This window comes from Desulfovibrio sp. JY, assembly GCA_021730285.1.
In the GTDB taxonomy this organism is placed as follows: domain Bacteria; phylum Desulfobacterota; class Desulfovibrionia; order Desulfovibrionales; family Desulfovibrionaceae; genus Solidesulfovibrio.
Genome location: CP082962.1, coordinates 809641 through 832721, shown reverse-complemented (window position 1 = coordinate 832721; position 23081 = coordinate 809641). Strand labels below are relative to the sequence as shown.

General features: G+C 64.5%; 23 protein-coding genes. 9 read left to right on the top strand and 14 right to left on the bottom strand.

What is annotated here, in order from left to right; translation table 11 throughout:
• The first annotated feature begins 104 nt into the window (after nucleotides 1–104).
• Nucleotides 105–611 carry an OmpH family outer membrane protein gene (locus K9F62_03770; GenBank protein UJX41831.1) on the top strand — a complete coding sequence of 169 codons (507 nt, stop codon included), beginning with the start codon at nucleotides 105–107 and terminating at the stop codon, nucleotides 609–611.
• An 81-nt stretch (nucleotides 612–692) separates the two neighbouring features.
• Nucleotides 693–1157: a 3-hydroxyacyl-ACP dehydratase FabZ gene (fabZ, locus tag K9F62_03765; GenBank protein ID UJX41830.1), complete on the top strand. Its 465-nt coding sequence runs from the start codon at nucleotides 693–695 to the stop codon at nucleotides 1155–1157.
• Between the two features lie 8 nt (nucleotides 1158–1165).
• On the opposite strand, the gene K9F62_03760 is transcribed toward fabZ, so the two are convergent.
• The 4 genes from K9F62_03760 to K9F62_03745 form a co-directional block, all read right to left on the bottom strand.
• Nucleotides 1166–2914 carry an HD domain-containing protein gene (locus K9F62_03760; GenBank protein ID UJX41829.1) on the bottom strand — a complete coding sequence of 583 codons (1749 nt, stop codon included), beginning with the start codon at nucleotides 2912–2914 and terminating at the stop codon, nucleotides 1166–1168.
• Between the two features lie 12 nt (nucleotides 2915–2926).
• Nucleotides 2927–3316, bottom strand: coding sequence for a response regulator (locus K9F62_03755; protein ID UJX41828.1), 390 nt, complete (start codon nucleotides 3314–3316; stop codon nucleotides 2927–2929).
• A gap of 290 nt (nucleotides 3317–3606) precedes the next feature.
• The gene (locus tag K9F62_03750; protein UJX41827.1) at nucleotides 3607–3939 is read right to left on the bottom strand and encodes a hypothetical protein; all 333 of its coding nucleotides are present in this window, start codon (nucleotides 3937–3939) and stop codon (nucleotides 3607–3609) included.
• Between the two features lie 111 nt (nucleotides 3940–4050).
• On the bottom strand, nucleotides 4051–4395 hold the full coding sequence (locus K9F62_03745; GenBank protein UJX41826.1) for an IscA/HesB family protein: 345 nt from the start codon (nucleotides 4393–4395) through the stop codon (nucleotides 4051–4053).
• Between the two features lie 735 nt (nucleotides 4396–5130).
• Here K9F62_03745 and pyrR point away from each other — a divergent pair.
• Nucleotides 5131–5646 (top strand): bifunctional pyr operon transcriptional regulator/uracil phosphoribosyltransferase PyrR, encoded by a 516-nt coding sequence (pyrR, locus tag K9F62_03740; GenBank protein ID UJX43117.1) that lies wholly within the window; start codon nucleotides 5131–5133, stop codon nucleotides 5644–5646.
• A 193-nt stretch (nucleotides 5647–5839) separates the two neighbouring features.
• Here the strand turns inward: pyrR and K9F62_03735 are convergent, their stop codons facing one another.
• The 7 genes from K9F62_03735 to K9F62_03705 all read right to left on the bottom strand — a co-directional run bounded on the left by K9F62_03735 (nucleotide 5840) and on the right by K9F62_03705 (nucleotide 13438).
• Nucleotides 5840–7849 (bottom strand): PAS domain S-box protein, encoded by a 2010-nt coding sequence (locus K9F62_03735; GenBank protein ID UJX43116.1) that lies wholly within the window; start codon nucleotides 7847–7849, stop codon nucleotides 5840–5842.
• Between the two features lie 178 nt (nucleotides 7850–8027).
• Nucleotides 8028–8369, bottom strand: coding sequence for a ferredoxin:thioredoxin reductase (locus K9F62_03730; GenBank protein ID UJX41825.1), 342 nt, complete (start codon nucleotides 8367–8369; stop codon nucleotides 8028–8030).
• Complete coding sequence (locus K9F62_03725; protein UJX41824.1) at nucleotides 8366–8629, bottom strand: glutaredoxin family protein; 264 nt, start codon at nucleotides 8627–8629, stop codon at nucleotides 8366–8368. Before K9F62_03725 ends, K9F62_03730 begins: the two co-directional genes overlap by 4 nt.
• A gap of 25 nt (nucleotides 8630–8654) precedes the next feature.
• Nucleotides 8655–9416 (bottom strand): amino acid ABC transporter permease, encoded by a 762-nt coding sequence (locus K9F62_03720; protein UJX41823.1) that lies wholly within the window; start codon nucleotides 9414–9416, stop codon nucleotides 8655–8657.
• Complete coding sequence (locus K9F62_03715) at nucleotides 9413–9796, bottom strand: hypothetical protein (protein ID UJX41822.1); 384 nt, start codon at nucleotides 9794–9796, stop codon at nucleotides 9413–9415. The genes K9F62_03720 and K9F62_03715 overlap by 4 nt, the downstream gene beginning before the upstream one ends.
• Nucleotides 9797–9933: 137 nt before the next feature.
• Nucleotides 9934–10749: a transporter substrate-binding domain-containing protein gene (locus K9F62_03710; protein ID UJX41821.1), complete on the bottom strand. Its 816-nt coding sequence runs from the start codon at nucleotides 10747–10749 to the stop codon at nucleotides 9934–9936.
• Nucleotides 10750–10972: 223 nt separating this feature from the next.
• Complete coding sequence (locus tag K9F62_03705; GenBank protein ID UJX41820.1) at nucleotides 10973–13438, bottom strand: glycogen/starch/alpha-glucan phosphorylase; 2466 nt, start codon at nucleotides 13436–13438, stop codon at nucleotides 10973–10975.
• 147 nt (nucleotides 13439–13585) lie between these two features.
• Here K9F62_03705 and K9F62_03700 point away from each other — a divergent pair, with 147 nt between their 5' ends.
• Nucleotides 13586–13732 (top strand): hypothetical protein, encoded by a 147-nt coding sequence (locus K9F62_03700; GenBank protein ID UJX41819.1) that lies wholly within the window; start codon nucleotides 13586–13588, stop codon nucleotides 13730–13732.
• 143 nt (nucleotides 13733–13875) lie between these two features.
• On the top strand, nucleotides 13876–15042 hold the full coding sequence (locus K9F62_03695; protein ID UJX41818.1) for a DNA polymerase IV: 1167 nt from the start codon (nucleotides 13876–13878) through the stop codon (nucleotides 15040–15042).
• 320 nt (nucleotides 15043–15362) lie between these two features.
• Here K9F62_03695 and K9F62_03690 read toward each other — a convergent pair whose 3' ends face one another.
• Together K9F62_03690 and K9F62_03685 are read right to left on the bottom strand one after the other, a co-directional pair.
• Entirely contained in the window at nucleotides 15363–16247 is an 885-nt protein-coding gene (locus K9F62_03690) for an alpha/beta fold hydrolase (GenBank protein ID UJX41817.1), read from the bottom strand.
• A gap of 133 nt (nucleotides 16248–16380) precedes the next feature.
• Entirely contained in the window at nucleotides 16381–17448 is a 1068-nt protein-coding gene (locus tag K9F62_03685) for an OmpA family protein (protein ID UJX41816.1), read from the bottom strand.
• Nucleotides 17449–17574: 126 nt separating this feature from the next.
• Here K9F62_03685 and K9F62_03680 point away from each other — a divergent pair, with 126 nt between their 5' ends.
• Genes K9F62_03680 through K9F62_03665 form a run of 4 tightly spaced genes read left to right on the top strand, consistent with a single transcriptional unit; the run spans nucleotide 17575 to nucleotide 21653 of the window.
• Nucleotides 17575–18339, top strand: a complete 765-nt coding sequence (locus K9F62_03680; GenBank protein ID UJX41815.1) for a hypothetical protein — start codon at nucleotides 17575–17577, stop codon at nucleotides 18337–18339.
• Nucleotides 18340–18359: 20 nt separating this feature from the next.
• Complete coding sequence (gene pabB / locus K9F62_03675) at nucleotides 18360–20153, top strand: aminodeoxychorismate synthase component I (protein ID UJX41814.1); 1794 nt, start codon at nucleotides 18360–18362, stop codon at nucleotides 20151–20153.
• Nucleotides 20154–20179: 26 nt separating this feature from the next.
• Nucleotides 20180–21046 carry a diaminopimelate epimerase gene (gene dapF, locus K9F62_03670; protein UJX41813.1) on the top strand — a complete coding sequence of 289 codons (867 nt, stop codon included), beginning with the start codon at nucleotides 20180–20182 and terminating at the stop codon, nucleotides 21044–21046.
• Between the two features lie 28 nt (nucleotides 21047–21074).
• Nucleotides 21075–21653, top strand: coding sequence for a VOC family protein (locus K9F62_03665; protein UJX41812.1), 579 nt, complete (start codon nucleotides 21075–21077; stop codon nucleotides 21651–21653).
• A 185-nt stretch (nucleotides 21654–21838) separates the two neighbouring features.
• Here K9F62_03665 and K9F62_03660 read toward each other — a convergent pair whose 3' ends face one another.
• Nucleotides 21839–23077 carry an LL-diaminopimelate aminotransferase gene (locus K9F62_03660; GenBank protein UJX41811.1) on the bottom strand — a complete coding sequence of 413 codons (1239 nt, stop codon included), beginning with the start codon at nucleotides 23075–23077 and terminating at the stop codon, nucleotides 21839–21841.
• Nucleotides 23078–23081 lie beyond the last annotated feature (4 nt).

Here is a 23081-nt window from a genome sequence, read left to right as displayed (position 1 = left end):
GGAAGGCGACGCATCAGGCCGCGTTGGGCCACACCCGCAACAGGGCTAACGAACCGGGGGGCAACAGCCCCCCGAAACACACGGAATGAGCAAGGAGTCGAGTAATGGGCGGTATGTTACGGGTTTTGATCATTTTGGCCATTTTGGTCGTGCCGGTGACGGCGTTTGCCCAGGGCAAGATCGGCATCATCAACCTCGATGAGGCCCTGTCCAATTCCAGCGTCGGCAAGTCGGCCCTTTCCGGGCTCAAATCGCGGTTCGAATCCCGGGAAAAGGCCATCGCCGCCCAGGGTGAGGACCTCAAGAAGATGCAGAACGAACTGCAGAAAAAGAGCGTTGCCCTGTCCCAGGACGCCATGAAGAGCAAGGCGGCCGATTTCGAGGCCAAGGCCCGCAAGTACCTCGATGACCGCAACAAGCTCCAGCAGGAAGAGCAGCAGGCCCAGCAGGGCGTGTTGCAGCCGCTTCTCAACCGCCTGCAGAAGGTTGTCGCCGCGTACGCCGCGAAAAACGGCTACACCATCATCCTCGAAGCCCGCAGCGTTCCGTATTATGATCCCAAGATGGACGTGACGTCCCAGATTCGAGCCCAGTTCGACAGCAGCAAATAAAGTCCGTCACACTGTGGACGGTCAAAGGGCCGGAGCGCCAGCGCTTCGGCCCTTTTCATACCTCAAGGAGAGAAGGGCGCCATGACGGCCACCCCCGGCGGCGCGATCGCCGTTACCGAAATCTTCGATCTGTTGCCCCACCGTTACCCGTTTCTTCTGGTCGACCGCGTGCTCGAATACGATCCCGGGGTTTCCATCACGGCCATCAAGAACGTGACCATAAACGAGCCGTTTTTCCAGGGACATTTTCCGGGCGTGCCGGTCATGCCGGGCATGCTGATCCTGGAAGCCCTGGCCCAGGCGGGCGGGATTCTGGTGTCCAAGTCCCTGGAAGGCCCGCTCGGGGACCGCATCTTCATGTTCACGGGCGTGGAAAAGGCCAAGTTCCGCCGGCCGGTGACGCCGGGGGACCAGCTTGTGCTGCGCTGCTTCGACTTGAAGCGCCGCATGGCTCTTTGCCGCATGCGCGCCGAGGCGACCGTGGACGGCAAGATCGCGGCCGAGGCGGAACTGTCCGCCGCCGTGGTGGACAAAGCCGCGCTGTAATCGGCGCGTCATGCCTCCGGCCGGCGGTCTTCATCCCCGCCGGTTTCCGCCGGGACCGTTTCCTGATCAAGGTATTGCGACAGGTCCACATGGCCGCTTAGGCGCTCGCAATCGCGCTCGATCGTGCCGATGTGGCGTTCGAGCAGTTCCACCAGCCGCGTGTCGATGCGCCCGGCCCGGGCTTCGGCCCACAGGATGGCCAGGGCTTTTTCGCGGGGCAGGGCCGGCTTGTAGTGCCTTGCCATGGTGATGGCGTCGTAGATGTCCACGATGGCGATGATACGGCTCTGCAACAGGATCTCCCCGCCCTTGAGCCCGCCGGGATAGCCCGAGCCGTCCAGGCGTTCGTGGTGCTGGGAGATGATGGATAAAAGCCGCCCCATGTTCCCGGGAAAGGGGATGTGGCACAGGATACGGTGGGACTCGGCCGGATGGCGTTCGATTTCCCGGCGTTCCTCGGGGGTGAGGTTGCCCCTGGGGATGAGCAGGCAGGCGATTTCCCGCTCCGTTAAAAGTTCCAGTCGCGTCTTGCCCACGGTGACGGTCCTGGCCCCGACGGCCGCGACCAGGGCCGCGTCCTCGCGCGAGATGCCGTCGGCCGCGTTGATGCGCGAAAGCGCTTCGAATTCCGCCTTGTTGTCCCGCCCGGTAACGAGCGCCTCCAGGGCCAGGCGCTGGCCGATAATCTCCATGGTTCCGGCTGAAAGGCGCGTGGCCTTGGTCAACACTTCCTCGCGAATGCCGATCTTGCCGACGTCGTGCAACAGCCCGGCATAAAGCAGCTCTTCCAGATCGCTCGGGGTGTACGTCACCTCGGGGAAAAATTCCGTATCGTGATGGACCGCCTTGGCCAAGGCCACGCCGAGGCGGGCCACGCGCTGGGAGTGGCCGGCGGTAAAGGGGTCGCGGGCGTCGATGGCCGTGGCCAGGGCCTGCATCAGGGAATTGATGAGCGCCTGGACCGCATCGAAATGCAGGGCGTTGCCCAGGGCGATGCCGGCCACGGTGGCCAGCGTCCCGACGTATTGGAGGTGGCTGGCCTCGAAGCGCACGCCCGGAGTGCCGGACAGGGCCAGCATGCCCACGCACCGGCCGGAGGCGACCAGCGGACAAAGGAGCAGGGAGGGCAGGTCCGCTTCGTCGTGCCAGCGCCTGTCGCTGCCGAGCTCGTTGACGATTTCCCCTTTTTGGCTGCGGGCGATGTCCCAGAAAAGCGTCGAGTCGGCGATGGCCGCCAACCGCGTGGCGACAACGTCGCCAAAGGAGCAGACGGGGATGAAGCCCTCCGAGGAGGGCGGCTGCAAAAACACCATGCCGGACAGGGCCGGCAGTTCGCCAAAGCGGCACTCGTCGAGCAGGGCCTGGGCCACGTCACGGGGACGCAACGAGCCATTGAGGCCGAGGGTGGCCCGGTGGAGCAGGGAAATTTCGCGGTACTTGCCGAGGGCTTCGGAGGCCAGACTGCGTTTGACGGCCTCGCCGACGAGCAGGGTTTCCAGCGTCTCGGCGATAAAGCGGATGAGTTCTGGCAGACGGGCGATTTCCGGGGAGCTGAGCGGGCCATCCACCGGCGGGGTGACGACGAGATAGCCGATGGGCTCTTCCCCGAGGCGCAACGCTTCACAGGCGGCAAAACCGGCCGTGTCGGGCACGTTTTCGCAGAGCGTCACCTGCCAGCCGGGGCCAAGCAGCAGCGCCGCCCGGTCGAGCACCGGACCCAACGTCTTTTTTTTGAGCAGCCGGCGCAGCGTGATCATGGACAGGCCGTATCAGCAGGCGTCGAGATGCAGCAGTTCCTTGGCCACGCGCAGGACCTCGTCGGGATCGAAGGGCTTGGTCATGTAACGGCTTGCGCCAAGTTCCATGCCCTGGCGGCGGTCGACTTCCTGTCCCTTGGCCGTGAGCAGCACGATGCCGATACCGGTGATGGCGGGGTCTTCCTTGACGCGTTGGCAAACCTCGTAGCCGTTGAGCTTGGGCATCATGATGTCCAGGAAGACCACGTCAGGCTTTTCGGATTGGATGACGGCAAGGCCCTCCTCGCCGTTCTGGGCGGAAAGGATTTCAACGCCGCACTCTTCCTCCAGCTCTTCAAGCGTCTGCTCGAGGAGCATACGAATATGCACCTCATCATCGACAATGAGAATCTTGCCGGGCATGAGGACTCCTTTGCATAGCGCCAACCAATTCGAATAGTAGTAAAAGCCAACGAACTTGGCAAGGCGTGGTCAACCGGGGTCCGGTGGAAAAGGCGCAAAATGCGGGTCAATACGCGCCGGTCGCGATCTGCCGCCAACCAAGTCCGTCAAAAAATACCAAAAAAACTAGCGAGAAAGTGGCGACAAAGTGGTGCCGGCGCAGCGCATGGAAAAAAGAAAAAAGAAGAAAGAGCAAGAGGCAATGCCACAAGCGGACGAAGCGTCGCGGCAACCGGCAGGGCCGGTCGGCATCAATGATGGGAGCAGGAGCCGCCGCAGGAGCCGCCGGCTTCGGTGAAATCCAGGCTGGAGCGGATCTGGAACCCCTGCGCGTCGCAGTCGACGGTCAACGGCGCGGCTTGCAGCCACAATTGCCGGTTCACCACGAAATTCCAGCCGTCCAACGTGAAGGTGGTGTCGTCGCCGGTCGGCGCGTCCACGGACAGCTCCAGCCGGGGGCCGCTTTCACTCAGAAAGGAAAGGAACACGCGCAGGCAAGGCGGTCGGTTGTCGCCAAATGTGAGGGATAAGGCGGTCCAGGCGGCATCGGTCACGGCAAAGGCGGTGCTGTCGGCTGTTTCCATGGGAGTGATACTAGCGGGGGCGGTCCGGAGGTGTCAACCGACGCTGCGTCGGGCAAACAAAAAGGGCCGGCAGGACCGGCCCTTCGGGAATGCGTTGTGGCAAGGCCAAGGCTAGCTGCAGCAGGAGCCGCTGCTGCCGCAGGAACCACCGCCGCAGGAACCGCCGCCGCTGCCGCAGGAGCCACCACCGAGTTGCAGGCTCGAGGAGACGGAAAAACCGTAGTCGGTCATGTCCACGGTGATGGGGGTGGCCAGGGCCATCAGTTCCTTTTCCACGACGAAGGTGTAGCCGTTCAAGTCGAAAACGTCGTCGTTTTCACGGGCTTCGTCCAGGGCAAGGGTCAGGGAAGGGCCGCAGCAGCTTCCCTTGTTGAGGTACACGCGAATAGGGGACTTTTGCTTGTCCGCGAAGTAATTGTCGAGTTCGGCGCGTGCCGTATCCGTCAAAGAAACCATGCGAACCTCCAGGACGCGAGATGCCAAAGGGGTAATCACCGGAGATGGGATTGTCAAATAAGCCTGGTCAATGGGACAAGCACCCAGGCTCCGGTGATTTCCTATGGATCTCCCGTCCGGGAAATCAGCCGCCCGTGGAGCAGGAGCCGCCCGAGCACGAGGAGCCGCAACCGCCGCCGCCCCCGAGCTCCAGGCGCGAGGTGACCGCGAACCCCATGTAGGTCATGTCGACCGAAAACGGGGCGCCCTTTTCCACCAAGTCCTTTTCAATAACGAACGTATAGCCGGAAACCTCGGTGACCTCATCCGTATCTCGCGGCTCATCCAGAGCCAGCGCAAGCCTTGGGCCGCTTCAACCGCCCGAGGAAAGATAGATGCGGATGGGACTTTTTTCTTTTTCCGCAAAATACCCATCAAGCTGGGTTTTTGCGTTTTCCGTCAATTCGACCATGGAATCCTCCTGGGAAAATACGCTTTCAATGCAACTAAGCATGACCGATCGGAAAGTCAAATAGCAGGGGTTGGCCACGATCCGATGCCCCTGGCCGGCTCCTTCGAGGGGGCGACACGACAAGCTGGAATCATGAGGGGATGTTAACGCATTTTATGAGCCGCAAAGGGGCTCATGGAACGCCGTTGCGGTCCGACGATCGCGCCTGCGATTGCCAGCGGCGAGTCCGTGGGGTATTTTCCGGAAAAGGGTGGAGGGACGCCGTGACGAAACCGAAAAAGCTGATGACCGCCGGCGAGGTGCGACGCACTTTGGAACGGCTGGCTTTCGAAATCATCGAGCACCACGATCCCGGTTGCGGGCTGGCCCTCATCGGCATCCAGCGCCGTGGGGCGGAACTGGCCACGCGGCTCAAGGCGCTTATCGACGCCCGGGCCGGTTGCGACGTGCCTCTCGGCAAGCTCGACATCAACTTGTACCGCGACGATTGGACCAATCGCGAGGTCCAGCCGCAAGTGGGGCCGTCGCACATTCCGTTTTCCCTGGCCGAAAAGAACGTGGTGCTCATCGACGACGTGCTCTTTTCCGGCCGCACCATCCGGGCCGCCCTGGAGGCGCTGCTCGACTACGGCCGGCCCAACCGGGTGGAGCTGCTCGTGCTCATCGATCGCCGGGGACACCGCGAACTGCCCATCCAGGCCGACTACTTCGGCAAGCGCGTGCATACCGAACCCGGCGAACACGTGGACGTGGCCGTGGCCGAACTCGACGGCGAAGACGGCGTCATGCTGGTCGGATAATTAATATTGGGAGAAAAGAGGGTGCGAGAGGGGAAACCCTTTTAAAAAAGGGTTCTCCCCTCTCGCGCTCTCCCCTTCCTCAAATTTTTATCGTAACAGATGTTGTACGGATAACATCCTGTTACTATTAAAAGTCTTTGGAAAGGGGGTCCGGGGGGAAACTTTTCTTCAGAAAAGTTTCCCCCCGGTTCTTTTATTCGCGCGCCGGCAGGCGGGCGAGGACGGCGGCCAGGGCGAAGGCTTCCACGGGTTTGGCCAAGTAGTCGTCCATGCCGGCCGCCAGAAAGCGTTCGCGGTCGCCGGCCATGGCGTGGGCGGTCAGGGCGACCACGGGCGTGGCGGATTTGGGGCCGTAGATGGCGGCGTCGCGCAGGAAGGCCAAAGTTTCCAGTCCGTCCATGCCCGGCATCTGGATGTCGAGCAGCACCACGTCGAAAATTTCCCGGCCGAAGATGTCCAGGGCGTCCTGCCCCGATGCCGCCTCGATGATGGTATGGCCCTGGTGGCGCAGTAGTGTGCCCACGGCCAGGCGGTTGATGCGTTCGTCCTCGACCAGCAGGATGCGCAGTCCCTTTTTTTCGGAAGCCATTATGGTTGGCGGCGGCTCGGCCAGGGCCAGGGCGGCCTGGGGCAGCAGCAGCGTGCACATGACGCAGGTACCGATGCCCGGTTCGCTGTCCATCCAGACCTGCCCCCCCATGAGCCGCACCAGCCGGTCGACGATGGAAAGCCCCAGTCCCGCGCCCTGGTGGATGCGGGTATTGGAGGCGTCGACCTGGGTGAATGCATCGAAAACCGCCATGATTTTGTTCCGGGGAATGCCGATGCCGGTATCGGCCACGGACAGGATCAGGCGCACCTGGCCGGTTTCCGGATCGGGCGAGGAGCCGGCTTCCAGGAACACGCCGCCGGTCTTGGTGAACTTGATGGCGTTGCCGACGAGGTTGAGCAGCACCTGACGGATGCGGCCCTCGTCACCCAAAAGCAGGGCGGGTACGGCCGGGGAGACAGTGGTTTCCAGGGTCAGGCCGCGTTGTTCGAGGCTGGTGGCGAAAACGGTCTGGATGGAGGCGAACACCTCGCGTAGGGAAAAGGGGGCGCGGGCCAGGGCGAGTTTGCCGGATTCCACCCGCGACAGGTCGAGGATATCGGTCAAAAGCCGCGTGAGGCGTCGGCCGGAATCCAGGGCCGTGACCACGCAGTCGTGCTGTTCCGCGTCGAGGCCGGTGTCTTCCAGGATCTGGAGCATGCCGAGCAGGCCGTTTAAAGGCGTGCGGATCTCATGGCTCATGTTGGCCAGGAATTCGCTTTTCGTCTTGCTCGCGGTTTCGGCGGCCTCCTTGGCGGCGGCCAGGCGCGTTTCGGACTGGCGCAGGGATTCCTCGGCGTGCTTGCGCTCGGTGATGTTGGTGAACATGCCGACCGAGCCGGCGAAACGGCCCGAGGCGTCGTATTCGCTGCTGACGGCGATCAGCGTCCAGATTACCCGGCCGTCGGCCCGCTTGAGCCGTCGTTCGTAGAGCCCGCCGCCCGGGGGCAGGGACTCCCGGCGCAGCATGGCCTGGTGCAAGTCGCCGTCTTCGGGAAACAGGAATTCGGCTACCGGCCGGCCGGCCATCTCTTCCGGGGTGAGCCCGAGCATGTAGCCCATGACCGCGTTGGCATAGATCGTGCGCCAGTGGGCGTTGACGGCCCAGATGCCCTCGTTGGCGGTCTCGACGATGCGGCGGTAGCGGGCCTCGCTGGCCAAAAGCGCCCGTTCGGCCCGCTTGCGGCTGGTGATGTCGCGGATAAGCCCCACCACGTGGCGGCCACCGGCGGGATCGACGTGCAGGGTCTTGCGGGTCATGAACACGCGCCGAGCGCCATCGGCGTCAAAGGCCGTCTCCTCGGCCACGTCTTCGAAGCCGCAGGCCAGGACCATGGCGTCGTTTTTGAGCGACGGCGAGCCGGCCCGGCCCGGAAAGACGCTCGGGGCGTCATGGCCAAGGATGTCCTCCCGGCCGCGACCGGCCAGGGTGCAGAACGCGTCGTTGACCAGGGTGAAACAACCTTGCGGGTTCTTGATGTAAAACGGGTCCGACAATGCGCCGACCACCCGGTCGAGCAGGAGCTGGTGGGACTGTCTGCCGGGCTTACGGCCAAAGGTCAGGATGCTTATGGCCGCTGCCCCAAGCAGCACCCCGCCGAGCAGCAGGGCCATCCATACCGATTCCACGTCGCATGCCCCTCATAGGGTACGGCCCATAAACAGCAGCCGGTGTTGAGTGAACACCAACGCTATTGCATGCCGCCGCCCTTTTCAAGGGTACTGTTCGGCGGGAGGGCCTTGCTGGCGTGCCTGGGGCCTTGGGCGCGCGTCGGACCGGGGAGGTCGCGGATCAGCCGAAGGCCGCCAGGGTCTTTTCCACCGGCCGGCGTTCCGGCACAACGGGCAGAGGGATGTCTCCGTCGAGTACGGCCTTGGAGACGTACAGCCCGCAAAAGCAGGCGCCGAATTCGGTCACGTCCGGGTCGCGGTATTCGCACGGGCAGACCACGTCGCGGTCGAGTTCGAACTTGCCCGAGGCCAGCCGGCAGGGACAGGCCATGTAGCCGTAGCGTTCCTTGTTGGTCAGAAGACTCGCCAACAGGTCCAGGGTCATTTCCATGTCGGGGTTGAAATAGTTCCCCTTGGCTTCCTGGATGGGCTTTAACGTATCGTGGAGTTCGCGGGCGTTCATTTCTTTTCGCACTGGCTTACGGCCTGCTCGATCTCGTCGCGTCGGAAGCCGACGATGACCTTGTCGCCGATGACGATGGTGGGGAAGGACAGGGACGGGTTGAGTTTGCGCACGATGTCCATGACCTTGGCGCGCTCCTCGCCGGAGAGGAAGTCCACGTGGACGCAGTCGAAAGGAATGTGGTGTTCCTCAAGGTATTCCTTGGCGTGTTTGCAATGCACGCAGGTGGAAAGGGCATAGATCTTGATGTCGGCGCTCATAAAAACTCCTTGCACGCGCGAGGAATTATCGCGGTCGTGATTTGGTTCCATTTCGTATTCCCCTTTCCAGACGGCCGGTCAAGTGCGAAAGGGGCCAGGTGAGAAGCAGGTAGAGCAGGGCCAGGGGCAGATAGGCCTCGAAGGTCTTGTAGGTGGTGGCGTTGACCACCTCGGCCGCCTTGGTCAGTTCGCGCACGCTGATGATCGACAGAAGCGACGAGTCCTTGATGCAGGAGACGAACTGGCCCGTCACCGGCGGCACGATGCGCCGGACCGCCTGGGGGAAGATGACGTAGAAAAGCGTCTGGCGATGGGTCAGTCCCGAGGACAGGGCCGTCTCCCACTGGCCGACGTCGATGGATTCGACTCCGGCCCGCACCATTTCCGAGATGTAGGCCCCGGAGAAAAAGGCCAGGGTCACCGTGCCGATCAGGTACGGGCTGTCCACGTGGATCACCACCCCGACGCAGAAATAGAAGATGAGGATCTGCACTAAAAGCGGCGTGCCGCGAAAGGCCCCGACGTAAAGCGCCGCCATCTCGGTGAGCCAGACATTGCCCGACACCGAGGCCAGCCCGGAGGCCAGGCCGAAGAGCAGGCCCAGGGCGATGGCCCCGGCCGAAACGTACACCGTCACGCCGAGCCCGGCGAGGAAGATGTCGCGGTAGGCCCACACCGCGCCCCAGTCCCAGTGGTACCGGATCTGCGACAACACGACCCACAGGCCGGCCGTCAGGGCGGCGAGCAAAACAGCCCGGACAAGCCACCGGGGCGTGGACCACCTCATTTGACGAACATCCCCGCCGGAAAGACCAGCACGAAGGGGGCGCGTTCGCCGAAATCCCGGGTCAGCCGGGCGGCGATGTCCTTGGACACGTCCCGGCTGGTCGTGACCAGGAAGACGATGTTGCCCTGGGTCTCCACCTGGCCCTTTTCGTTTTTCCAGGCGCCGTCGCCGGTGCCCAGGCGCGTGTAGCCGCCGAAAGACGTGGCCAGCCAGTTCTCGAAGGCCGGCAGCACCGTGTCTATGTTGCCGCCGGGCGGATCGGCCGGCACGGTGAAGATATGGGCCATAACCATTCGTGACGATTGGGCCGGGGCCGGGCTGGCGGCGAAAAGGACCAGAATGGCCAGGATGACGCAGGCACGGATGCGAGCGTGGGGCATGGTTGTCTCCCGGGAGCCGGTCGAGGCCGGCCGGGGTCTGCCCGGGCCGCGCGCCCGGGACGAAAAAAAGGAGGCGTCACCCGCCGCCACGGCCGGGACGCAGGGCGCCTGGCCGCGGAAGCGGGCGACGGACGGGGCTATTTGCCGAGAATGTCCTTGAAGTACTTGGCGTGCAACGCGTCAAGGGTGCCGTCGGCCTTGATGGTGGTGAGGTACATCTCCAGCCACTGCCACCAGTCGAAATCGCCTTTTTGCAGAGCAATGCAGAAAGGCTCGTAGGTGAAGGGCGTGAGAAGCGCTTTGGTGGCCTCGGGATTTTGCTTGTGGTGCTTGGCGATGGAGATCTGGTCGTAGAAGAACGCGTCGGCCCGGCCGGCCACCACTTCCTGGACGCAGGACGTCTCGTCCTGGTAGCGGTTGATGTTGGCCTTGGGAAATTTCTTGGTGGCCACCAGGTCGGCGGTGGTGCCGGTCTTGACCGCCAGCACCCGGCCCGGGGCGTTCAATGCCTCCACGCTTTTGACGTCGCCGGCCTTCTTGGTCGAAAGCAGCGCGCACAGACCGGTCGTGAAGTAGGGCGAGGTGAAGGTGATGGACTTGGCCCGCTCCAGGGTGCCGCTGATGCCGGAGATGATGAGGTCGATCTTGCCGGCGGTCAGGGCCGGGATGAGCCCGGTCCACTCCATGTCCTTGATTTCCAGCTTGACTCCCAGCCGGTCGGCCAGGGTTTTGGCGATGTCCACGTCGAAGCCGACGGGTTTGCCCTCCTTGTCCACATACTCGAAGGGCCAGAATTTGAGTTCCATGCCCACGACCAGCGTGCCGCGCTGCACGATGGCGCGCAGATTGCTGCCCTCGTAGACGTCGAACGGCGTGGTGGTGGCGACAGCAGTGCCGCAGCACATGGTCAGGGCCACAAAGGCCAGGCTGATGATGCGGATGAAACGAACCATTACGCGAACCTCCTTTGGCAAGTTTGGAGGAAAGGCGGGTGCGAGAGGGGAAACCCTTTCAGAAAAGGGTTCTCCCCTCTCGCGCTCTCCCTTTCCTAAACTTTTTATCGGTTATGGATTGATGCTAACATGCTGTAACTTTTAAAAGTCTTTGGAAAGGGGGTCCGGGGGGAAACTTTTCTCCAGAAAAGTTTCCCCCCGGGGGCTCACCCTCCCTTCCCCATCATCTCGGCGCGATGGGCTTTATGCCCCAGATGTCGCGGGCGTATTCCCGGATGGTGCGGTCCGAGGAGAAATACCCCATGCGGGCGACGTTCAGGATGGCCTTTTTGGCCCAGACGGCCGGCCTGGCGTAGTCCATGCCCAGGCGTTCGTGGGTTTCCAGGTAGGGAATGAAATCGGCCAGATGCATGTAGCGCTCGCCCTTGGTGAGCATCTTTTCGAAGATCCAGTGGAAGGTCGCCGGTTCGTCGGGGGTGAAGCGGCCGGCCGAGAGCGCGTCCAGGACCCGCCGGATTTCGGGATGCTTGCCGTAGTATTCCCAGGGATTGTAGCTGTCGTCGCCAAGCTGGCGCTCGACTTCCGGGGTGGTCAGCCCGAACAGGTAGAAGTTCTCCGCGCCCACGGCCTCGCGGATCTCGATGTTGGCCCCGTCCAGGGTGCCGATGGTCAGCGCGCCATTGAGGGAGAACTTCATGTTGCCCGTGCCCGAGGCCTCGGTGCCGGCGGTGGAGATCTGTTCGCTGACGTCGGCGGCGGGGATGAGCTTTTCGGCCAGGGACACCCGGTAGTCGGCGGTGAAGACCATTTTGATGTGTTCGGCGGCGCGCTTGTCGTTGTTGATGATCCGGGCCGCGCAGCAGATGAGGTGGATGATCTCCTTGGCTTCGAAGTAGCCCGGCGCGGCCTTACCCGCGAAGACGTACACACGGGGCACGGGCGGCACGTAGCCGTCCTCGGTCACGCGCAGGTAGTCGTGGATCACGTGCATGACGTTTAACAGCTGGCGCTTGTATTCATGGATGCGCTTGGCCTGCATGTCGAAAACCGCGTCCGGCGAGAGCACAACTCCCGTGGTCTGGGCCACGTAGTCGCCCAGCCGGGCCTTGTTGGCCCGTTTGACGGCCAGGAACTTCTGCTGGAAGGCGGCGTCGTCGGCCAGGGGCACGAGGTCTTGCAGCTTGTCCAGGTCCATGATCCAGGCGTCGCCGATGGCCTCGGTGACAAGCGCCGCCAGCCCGGGATTGGCCTTATAGAGCCAGCGCCGGGGGGTGATGCCGTTGGTCTTGTTGTTGAATTTGCCGGGCCAGAGGGCGGCGTAGTCCGGGAACAGGCGCGTCTTGACCAGCTCGGAATGGAGCTTGGACACCCCGTTGACGGAGTGGGAGCCGACCACGGCCAGGTTGGCCATGCGTACCTGCTTGCCGCCGTCTTCCTCGATCAGCGACATGCGGCGCAAGGTGGCGTCGTCGGTCTTGGAGGTCAGGCGGATCTGGCTCAAAAAACGGGAGTTGATCTCGTAGATGATCTGGAGATGGCGGGGCAGCACCTTGCCCATGAGGTCCACCGGCCACATTTCCAGCGATTCTGGCATGAGCGTGTGGTTGGTGAAGGCCAGGGTCCGGTTGGTGATGTTCCAGGCCCGGTCCCAGGGCACGCGGCGCTCGTCGACCAGGATGCGCATCAGCTCGGCCACGGCCAGGGCCGGGTGGGTGTCGTTGAGCTGGATGGCGGTGTATTCCGGCAACTCCTCGATGTTGCGGTTCTGCTTGAGAAAGCGCCGGGTGATGTCGCGAAGCGAGCAGAAGACCAGGAAATATTCCTGGGTCAGCCGCAGCTCCTTGCCAAACGAGATGGATTCGCTGGGGTAGAGGATCTTGGAGACCAGTTCCGAATAGACTTTCTGGTGGATGGCCTTGATGTAGTCGCCCTGGTCGAAAATCTTCATGTCGAAGTTGTCGGTGGAGCGGGCGGCGAAAAGGCGCAGGTAATTGACGGTCTTGTCGCCGAATCCCACGATGGGGATGTCGTAGGGCACGCCGACCAGATCCTGCCAGTCGACCCACAGCGGCAGGTAGGAGCCGTCCGGGCCCTGATGGCTTTCGATGCGGCCGTAAATGGGCACGATGACGGACTGGTCGCGGCGTTCGATCTGCAGCGGCATGCCTTCGGCCATCCAGTAGTCCGGTTGCTCGACCTGGCGGTCGTTCTGGATGCTCTGCTTGAAAAGCCCGAATTCGTAGTGGATGCCGTAGCCGCAGCCGGGCATGTCCAGGGTGGCCAGGGAATCGAGAAAGCAGGCGGCCAGCCGCCCCAGCCCGCCATTGCCGAGCGCCGGGTCGCGCTCGAATTCGCGCAGCTCCTCCAGGTCGTAGCCCCAATCCCTGACCAGGACGCGGCACATGTCGTCGATCTTCATATTGTAGAGGTTGTTGCCCAGGCAGCGGCCCAGCAGGTATTCGATGGACAGGTAGTACATCCGCTTGGCCCGGGCGTCGCGGTAGCGCTTGCGGGTTTCGAGCATCTTGTCCACGAGTCTGTCGCGCAGGGTCATGGACAGCGCCATGGCCACGTCCCGATTGCCGGCTTCGGCGCAGGGCTTGCCCAGGGAGTGGGTGATGTGCTCACGGATGGAGCAGGAAAGGGAGTCGGCGTCGAGGGTCTGGATGGGGCAATTCTCGACGGGCATGGGCGCCTCCTTGAAAGGTCGAAAGGGGATGTATGCCGCTTGTAGCAAAGGACGCGCGGCGTTGTCCAACCGGAACTCCCTAAAGGAGGCGTGTCCCGTGGCCGATAGGTGTCGATAAACGGACGATTTTCGTCCCGGGAGGATGCCATGGATGCGATCGACACCAAGGGCGCGGGGACGGTCGGCGGCGCGTTCGAGCAGCAAAAGCTCGGGGCCGAGTTGATCACCAAGACCATGGACAGGCTTAACACCGACCCGGGCACGGGGCGCGTGGATCAGGATTACGACTTCTAGACCAAGGTGCTTTCCGCCGCCACCGGCGTCGGCGGGAACCTGAACATCAAGGCCTAGGCGACGTTTTGCCGCAGGGGGCGGGCGGGGTAAAACGTCCCTCGCGCCCCCTTGCTTTTTCCTGGTCGCCGTCGCATGTCCGGGGCATGGCGACCATCCTCCATCTCGACATGGACGCGTTTTTCGCCTCCGTCGAGCAGCACGACGACCCTACGCTTGCGGGCAAGCCGGTCATCATCGGCCGGGACCTGCGCGGCGTGGTTTCGGCCGCCTCCTACGAAGCCCGCACGTTCGGCGTGCACTCGGCCATGCCCGTGGCCGAGGCCAAACGCCGCTGCCCCCATGGCGTGTTCCTGCCCGGCAACCGTCGCCGCTACGCCGAAGTCTCCCGCGTCGTCATGGCCACGCTCCAGACCGTCTCCCCGCTGGTCGAACCCGCTTCCATCGACGAGGCCTATGTCGACATCACTGGCACCGAAACCCTCTTCGGTCCGCCGGAAACCCTCGGCCGACGCCTCAAAGCCATGATCCGCGAAGCCACGGGACTCAATTGTTCGGTCGGCATCGCGCCCGTCAAATTCATCGCCAAGATCGCCTCGGACTACGACAAGCCCGACGGCCTGACCCTCGTCGCCCCGGAACAGGTCGCCCTGTTTCTGGCCGATCTGCCCGTGGGCAAGATTCCCGGCGTCGGCAAACGCGCCCAGGCCACTCTTTCCCGCCTGGGCGTCCGCGTCGTCGGCGAAATCCTGCAATATCCCCCGGAATTCTGGCAGCGCCACCTGGGCAAATGGGGCCTCGACCTCTACGCCCGGGCCTGCGGCCAGGGCAGCGACACCGTCAACCCGTCGCGCGAAGCCAAATCCGTCAGCGCCGAGAATACCTTCACCACTGATACCGCCGACCGCGCCAGACTCGCCGCCTGGCTGCTCCACCAGGCCGAACGCGTCGGCCGCGAACTGCGCCAGGACAACCAATCCGGCCGCACCATCACCCTCAAGCTCAAATTCAACGATTTCCGCCAGATCACCCGCAGCCGCACCATGCCCGACCCAACCTCAAGCGACACCGTCATCTATGCGGTGGCCAAGGAACTCCTCGAAGCCGAACCGCTGCCGCGGCCCCTGCGTCTCATCGGCGTCGGCGTCTCCAACTTCGGCAACGAACCGCGCCAGCTGAGCCTTTTCGAGGACCCCGGCCGGAAACGCCGCGAGCACGGCGGGAAAATCGACGCAGCCCTGGACGCCATACGCGGCAAGTTCGGCCGCGACGCCATCGTGCGCGGCCAGCTGTTCGATTTCGAACGGGACTAACGGGCGTGGGGGGAGTGGTAGAGTGGAAGGAGTGGGGAGTGGAGGGAGGCAGGAGAGGCTCTGCCTCTCCTGCACCTCTCTGCCAGGGCGCTGCCCTGGACCCGCCGGGGGACTTGATGCCCCCCGGACCCCCCGTTACCGGGTTGGGCTGGTGGGGAGGGGAGAGGTTGGTGGGTTGCGGGTCGATGTCTTTGGGTGATGGGACGCCGTATGTTTGTCGCCGCAATCGGCCCGGCGACACGAGGGGCTTGCGCCCCTCGACGCCGAACGCGATTGCGGCGACAACCGCGCCAGCGGCGAAGCGCCGCGTGGAATGAGGGTTAGGCGCTTTGCCGCGTCAGCTGCGAGATGGCGTCTATGACTTGCGGCCAGACAGGCGTGGGCAGATCGTGCCCCATCCCTTTGATGACCAGCAACCGGGCTCCCGGAATCGTCCGGGCCGTATCCTCGCCCGCCGCGACCGGGATCAACGGATCGGCCGCGCCGTGGATGACCAGCGCCGGGACCCTAAGCGCGGCAAGTGCGCGCCTTCTGTCCCCGTTGGCGAGGATGGCCGTGTTTTGGCGCGCCATCCCCGGCAGGTAATGGCAGCGGTCATAGCTTTCTTCCATGAATTTCCGGGCCCGCGCTTCCTCGAACGGGAAGCCGGGGCTCCAGACCTTGCGCCAGACATTGAGGCTGTGCGCGATAAACGCCTCGCGTCCCTCCGGCGGCGTCGCCACAACGGCGGCGATGGCCTCGGGTTTGCCCTGGGGCGTTTCGGGATTTCCCGTGCACGACATGATGGACGTCAGGCTCAGCACATGTTCCGGATGCCGACAGGCCACGACCTGGGCGATCATGCCGCCCATGGACAGGCCGCAGATATGCGCCTTTTCGATGCCGAGGCCCTCGAGCAGCCCGGCGCAGTCGTCCGCCATGTCCTCGAGGGTATAGGCCGATTCGACGGGTTTGCCCTCCATGGCCGCCTTGATGCAGGCCATGAAGTCCGGGACTCCCGCCGCGTCGAATTTCGTGGACAGCCCGGCGTCGCGGTTGTCGAAACGGATGACGAAAAGGCCCGTGTCGGCCAGGGCTTGGCAAAACGGCACATCCCAGAAGGTAAGCTGCGCGCCGTTGCCGGCGATGAGCAGGAGTGCCGGAGAGGACTTGTCTCCGAGCGTATCGTATTCGATTTGAATTCCACGCGTGGTGACATGCGGCATTGCGTACTCCTTCCTCGCGAACTTTTTGCTGAAAATTGAGGATATTCGATCAGCCAAAGCGGAATCGGGGGGACCGGGGGGCTCGCTCGCCCCCCGGCGGGGTGTGGGGCAGAGCCTCACCTCTTTCCGTTGCTTATGATCCTGTCGCTCCCGACCCGGACCGGTCGGGCAGGGTCGGCGGCAGTTCGGGAGAGGCCGGCGGCGTGGCTGTGGAGCCGGGCTTGGACTGTTCCGGCTTGGTTTGTTGCGCTGGTTGTTCGGCGGGTGCCGGTTGGGCCGGCTGTTCGGCGGGCGCGGGTTGCGGCGCGGTTGCGTTGGGTTCGGCCGGCTGCGCCGGCAGCGGGCCTTCCGGCGTGGCGGGTGTTTCCGGCGTGGCCGGAGCGGGTTCCGGGGTCGTCGGAGTGGTGGTTTGGGGCGTGGGCTGCGCGGCGGGTTGTGGCGCGGTTTCCCGGATGGGGGCCGCCTGCTGGCCGGTCAGGTCGTGTTCCGAGGGCTGGCCGGTATTGACCGTGCCGCGCATGGATTCGGAGCCGGTTTCCCCGGCCAGAAGCGGCACGTCGGCCACGATGATGTCCACGCGCCGGTTTTCCTGGCGTCCTTCGGGCGTGGCGTTGCTGGCCACGGGCTGGTAGAAGGCGCGGCCCATGGCGGTGAAGCGTTCCGGCGTCAGGCTGCCCGATTCCGAAAGGAAGCGGATGACCGAGGCGGCGCGGGCGGTGGAGAGCTCCCAGTTGGAGGGGTAGAGGGCCGAGTGGATGGGGTTCGAGTCGGTATGGCCGACGACGTAGATGCTTTTGTCCTTCACCTTGGCCAGGACGCCGCCGACCTTGCGCAGGATTTCCCGGCCGCGCGGGGTGATCTCGGCGCTGCCCGAGGCGAAGAGGATCTTGTCCACGAAGTTGATTTCGAGTTTTTCCCGGAACTGGCGCACGCGGATGTCGCGGCTGTCCACCTCGCCGCGCAGGTCGGCCACCAGGGCGTCGTAGGCGGTTTGCAGTTCGTTGGCCTTGCGTTCCAGCTCCACGGCCTTGGCCTCGGCCTTGCGCTCGTCGGCCTTGGAGCGGAACAGCTGTTTGGTCAGATTTTCCAGGGCCTCGGGCACGCCCTTGCGGTGGTAGAGGTTGTTGGCCAGGTAGGCCGTCAGCCCCACGGGGATGAGGACCAGCACCACCATGAGCACTTTGAGCAAACGTCCGCGCATAGCGGGCCTCCGAGCCGTCCGGCCTTGCCGGCGGCGAATGATTCGTCCTATGGTTGCCGCACCCTGCCGGATGTCGGCAGGATTGGGTCATGATTATCCGCATTCCCCGCAAAAGGCCACCGCCCCATGACGCAGGAAGTTTCCGCACGCCCTGATCTGGATATCGTGGAGATGCCGGCCTCGGCCGTGGCCGCCTATTGGCTGTCGCTCAAAAAGCTCATGGACACCAAGAAGGGCGGCAAGGTCGTGCAGGAGGAGATGGAGACCGTCACCGAGCCCAACATCCGCCTGCTTCTGGAGACGGCCTTCGGATCGAGCCTGCCCGAAGAGGCGGTGCGGCGATTGTATCAGGCCGGCCGGCGGCAGGCCCTGGCCGATGTGCGCCGCAAGCTCGACTGCATGGCCCGCACGCTCCTGGCCATGGTTGCCGGGGACAATCCGCAGCGGGTGCTGTCGTTTTTGACCGCCTTTTTCCCCGTGCCGCCCCTTCGCGAGGCGGCGGCCATGGACCGCGTGTACGCCTTGCTGGAAAAGGCCCGCGCCGGGGGAGAGGGCCGCGAGGACCCGGCCGCCGTGGACCATGCTCTGGCCGCCGACGTGCTGCTCGTGCGGCTCATGTACTGTCTGGCCGTGGCGCGGCGGGAGGGCCGGGAGGCCTGCCGGCGGCTGATCGACTCCACGCGGTCGCTTTTTTTCGCCGAGGGCCTCGGGCTGGTGGCCGACGGCTTTGACGCGGCCTTTTTGCGCAAGCGCCTGGAAGTGCACCGGCGTTCGCTTTTGGCCGACACGTCGCTCAAGCTGGTCCTGTCCGAGGAAATGTGTCTGGCCCTTCGTGCCCGCTATTCCTACGAGGACCTGTGGCGGGTGGCCCGGGCGCACCTGCCGCGCTGAAGGGTCAAGCCGTAGTTTGTATGTTCGCAGAGGCGCAGTTCTCGTCTTATGCCGCCGGCGAGGCCGGCTGGACGCGGTATTTTCGCGATCCCGCCTGGACCGCGACGGCCTGGGAGCCTGCCGAGGTCATGCCCCTGCTCGGGGCGGCCGAGGCCTGGCGTCGAGACGGCCATTGGCTGGTGCTGGCCCTGGCCTACGAGGCCGCCCCGGCCTTCGATTCCCGGCTGGAAACCCATGCCCCCGGCGACACGCCCCTGGCCTTTGTCGCCGCCTATCCCGCCCCGTCCGAGCCCCCGGCGCGCCCGGCCGCGACCGGAGACTTTGCCATCGCGCCCTGGCGACCGCTCGTTTCCCGCCGGCGCTACGACGCGGCCCTCGGCGTGATCCGGGACAATATCCGCCAGGGCGAGGTCTATCAGGTCAACTACACCATGCCGCTGACCAGCCGCCTGCGCGGCGATCCTTCGGCCTGGTTCGAGGGGCTGGCCCGGCATCAGGCGGCCGGCTTTTGCTGTCGTCTCGACCTTGGCCGGCACAAGGTGCTGTCGTTTTCGCCGGAGCTTTTTTTTCGGCGCACGGGAGAACTGGTGGTCGTGCGGCCTATGAAGGGCACCATGGCCCGGGGCCGCACCCTGGCCGAGGACGCCCGGCAGGCCGCCGCCCTGGCCGCCTGCCCGAAGAACCGGGCCGAAAACCGCATGATCACCGATCTGTTGCGAAACGACCTGGGGCGCGTCGCCCGGCCCGGGAGCGTTGCCGTGCCGGCCTGTTTCGAGGTGTCGCGGCTGGCCACGGCCTGGCAGATGACCTCCACCGTGACCGCCCGCGTCCCCGGGGACGTGGGGCTGTCCGGGCTCCTTGGCGCGCTTTTTCCCTGCGGTTCCATCACGGGCGCGCCCAAGCGCAGCGCCATGCGGCTGATCCGACAGCTCGAAGCGGGGCCGCGCGGCTTTTACACCGGGACGTTCGGCCACGTCGCTCCCGATGGGGATGGCGTTTTCTCCGTGGCCATCCGCACCGTCGTTTGCGACGCGGACACGGGGGCGTGCCGCTTCGGCGTGGGCGGCGGCGTGACCTACGATTCCGATGCCCGGGACGAATACGAGGAATGCCGGATCAAGGCCGCATTTTTGTACACCCCGCCGGAGCCGTTCGAACTTTTGGAAACCCTGCGACTGGCGGACGGCCGTTTCGCCTTTTTGCCCGAGCATCTCGCCCGTCTGGCCCGTTCGGCCGCCTATTTCGGATTCCGCCACGATGCCGCAGCCGTGTCGGCCGCCCTCGACGCCGTGGCCGTCGCCTGTCCCGGGCAGCACCGACGGGTGCGGCTGCTGCTTTCCCGGGACGGCGCGGCACGCAGCGAACATTTTCCTCTGGGGAAGCGCCAACCCGGCCCCGTGCGCCTGGGCTGGGCGGACACGCCGGTCGAGGCCTCCGATGTCGCCCTGTTCCACAAGACCACGCGTCGCGCGCGCTACGACCGGGCCCTGGCCGCCCGGCCGGAGTGTGACGACGTGCTGCTGATAAACACGGCCGGACAGGTGACCGAGAGCTGCCGGGCCAACCTCGTGGCGGCCATCGACGGACGCCTGCTCACCCCGGCCCTTGGTTGCGGGCTGCTGCCCGGCACGTTGCGCGAGCGCCTGCTGGCCAAGGGGGTGGTGGCCGAGGCGACGCTCACCCCGGCCGATCTGGCCCGGGCCGGGCGGCTTTGGCTGATCAACTCCGTGCGTCTGTGGACGTCGGCGGTGCTGGTCGGGGAGGCCCCGACCGGCGGCCCCTCGACGGGGAGTTGCTGTTCTGCTAGTTCATAATGACGTTTTCGTACAAGGAGTGCGATATGGATTTGGAAGCTGTCTGCGGCCCGTCGGTGCCGTTTTTCAAGATGCAGGGCTGCGGCAATGATTTCGTCTTCGTGGACAATCGCGAACTGGGCTACGATCCGCAATCCATGCCCGATATCGTCGTGCCGGTGTGCCAGAAAGCCTTTGGCGTGGGGGCCGACGGCATGATGTTTTTCGACCATGCCCCGGAAGGTTCGGGGTTGGCCTACATCTGGCACTTTTTCAACGCCGACGGTTCCCGGGCCGAGATGTGCGGCAACGGTTCGCGCTGCGCGGCCAGGCTTGCCTGGATGCTCGGCATCGCGCCGGCCCGCCATGTTTTCGGCACCGATGCCGGCCCCATCGAGGCGGAGGTCGATCCCGACTCCAATCTGGTCACGGTGCGGCTGACCGCGCCCAAGGACCTGCGCCTCAACATGGAGCTGGAGATGGAGGTCGAGGAGAAGCACCACCAGATGACGCTGCACAGCGTCAATACCGGCGTGCCCCATACCGTGGCGTTTGTGGACGATCTGGAAAGCGTGGACGTCTGGCGGCTTGGCCGCACGGTGCGCCACCACGAGTTTTTCAAGCCGGCCGGCACCAACGTCAATTTCGTGGCCGTTACGGGCAAGGGACAGTTGTCGCTGCGCACCTACGAGCGCGGGGTGGAGGACGAGACCTACGCCTGCGGCACCGGAGCCGTGGCTTCGGCCGTCATCGCCAAGGAGCTTGGGCTCACCGGCGAGGAAACGGTGATCACCACCACCGGCGGCGAGGAACTGGGCGTGATTTTGCGCGACGGCAAGACCTATCTGCGCGGGGCGGCCGAGCTGGTTTTCCGGGGGGAATTCTACCCGCGAAGCCTGGGCATCGAGTCGTAGCCCCGCCGTCTACGCAAGGGGGGCCGACATGCGATATACCGGCATCAACCACCTGGCCATGGCCACCCGGGACATGGACGCCACCATCCGCTTCTGGCGCGACCTGTTGCGGATGCGGCTGGTGGCCGGGCTCGGGCGTCCGGGCTACCGCCACTACTTCCTGGAAATCTCCGAAAACGACATGATCGCCTTTTTCGAGTGGCCGGATGTTGCGCCCATCCCGGAAAAGGACCACGGCGTGCCGGTCAAGGGACCCTACGCCTTCGACCACGTCTCCATCGGCGTGCGCGACCGCGACGACCTGTGGGAGATCAGGGACCGGCTGGAGGCGGCCGGGTTCTGGGTGTCGGAGATCATCGACCACGGATTCATCTTCTCGGTCTACTCCTTCGACCCCAACAACATCGCCATCGAGTTCAGCTGCCCGGTGCCGGGCGTGGATATCCGGGACACGCCGGTCATGGGCGACACCCATCCGAGCGCCACGGCCCGGGAAGGGAGCGAGCCCCAGCCCGGCAAATGGCCCGAGCCAACGCCCACGCCCTATGCCGATCGCCGCATCTATCCCGGCGAGGGGCGCGAACTCGTGGACGTCAAGGACGAATAAAAGACCGGGGGAGAACCTTTCTGTAGAAAGGTTCTCCCCCGGACCCCCTCTCCAAAGACTTTTAGCGGGTACAGGATGTCAGGCGTACGTCCTGTACCCGCTAAGAAGTTTTAGGAAGGGGAGAGCGCGAGAGGGGAGAACCCTTTTTTAAAAGGGTTTCCCCTCTCGCACTGCCTTCTCCCTTCTTAAAATACGAATCCCACTTCCGACAGCCGGCGGGCGACTTCGTCCACGATGCGGCGTTCCCCGGCCTCGTCGGCCGCCTCGAAGGTGACAGAGAAGCGGACGTAGGGACCTGCGTCGTCCCAGGGCACGGTGGAGATGAGCTTCTCGGTGATGCAGAACTGGGAGAAGTCCTCGGCCGAGGCGAATTTCCGGCCGTCCTTGGTACCGGAGGGAATCCGGGCATAGAGGTAGAAGGACGCGCCGGGCTTTTTGACGGCGAATCCCAGGCCGGACAGGGCCGCGACGAGCATGTCGTGGCGACGCGAGTACTTGGCCGCGGTCTTCTCGGTGATTTCGGGGTGGTCCAGGCAGTACACGCCGGCCTTCTGGATGGCGGCGAACTGGCCGGAATCGTTGTTGTCCTTCACGGCGGCGAAGCCCTTGACCACAAGTTCGTTGCCGCACACGAAGGCCAGACGCCAGCCGGTCATGTTGTAGGCCTTGGACAGGGAGTGGATTTCCACGCCCACGTCCTTGGTCCCGGGGACGGACAGGAAGCTTAAGGGCTTGCGGCCGTCGAAGGTCAGCGCGGCATAGGCGGCGTCGGAGACGACAATGACGTCGTTTTCCTTGGCGAAGCGCACCACCCGTTCGAAGAAGGCCGGGGTGGCCGTGGCGCCGGTGGGGTTGTTGGGGTAGTTGATGTAGAGGAGCTTGGCCCGCTTGCGCTGGTCCGGGGTCAGGGCGTCGAGATCGGGCAGGAAGTCGTTTTCGGGGGTGATGGGCAGGTTGACCACCTCGCCGCCGAGGCCCCGGGTGGTGCTGCCCATGACCGGATAGCCGGGCACGGTCATGATGGTGATGTCGCCGGGGTTGATGAAGGCCAGGGGGAGCAGGGCCAGCACCGGCTTGGAGCCGATGCCGTGGACCACCTCGCAGGCCGGGTCGATGCCGGGCACGCCGAAGACCTTGTCCATGTAGCGCGCGGCCGCGTCCTTGAAGGCCTGGACGCCGTTGTCGGTATAGCCCCGATTCTCGGGCTTTCTGGCCTCGGCGCACAGCACGTCGACCACTTCGGGCGCGGCCATCCAGTCGGGCTCGCCGACGCCGAGGTCGATCAGCTGCATTCCGGGGTGGGCGGCCAGGGCCGCTTTCTTGGCCCGCTTGATTTTTTCGAACTTGTAGAGGACCGTATCCTTGCCGAACTGATTGCCGCCGATGCGGTCGGCGAAGAGCTGCTGGATGTAGCTTTCGTTCATGGAG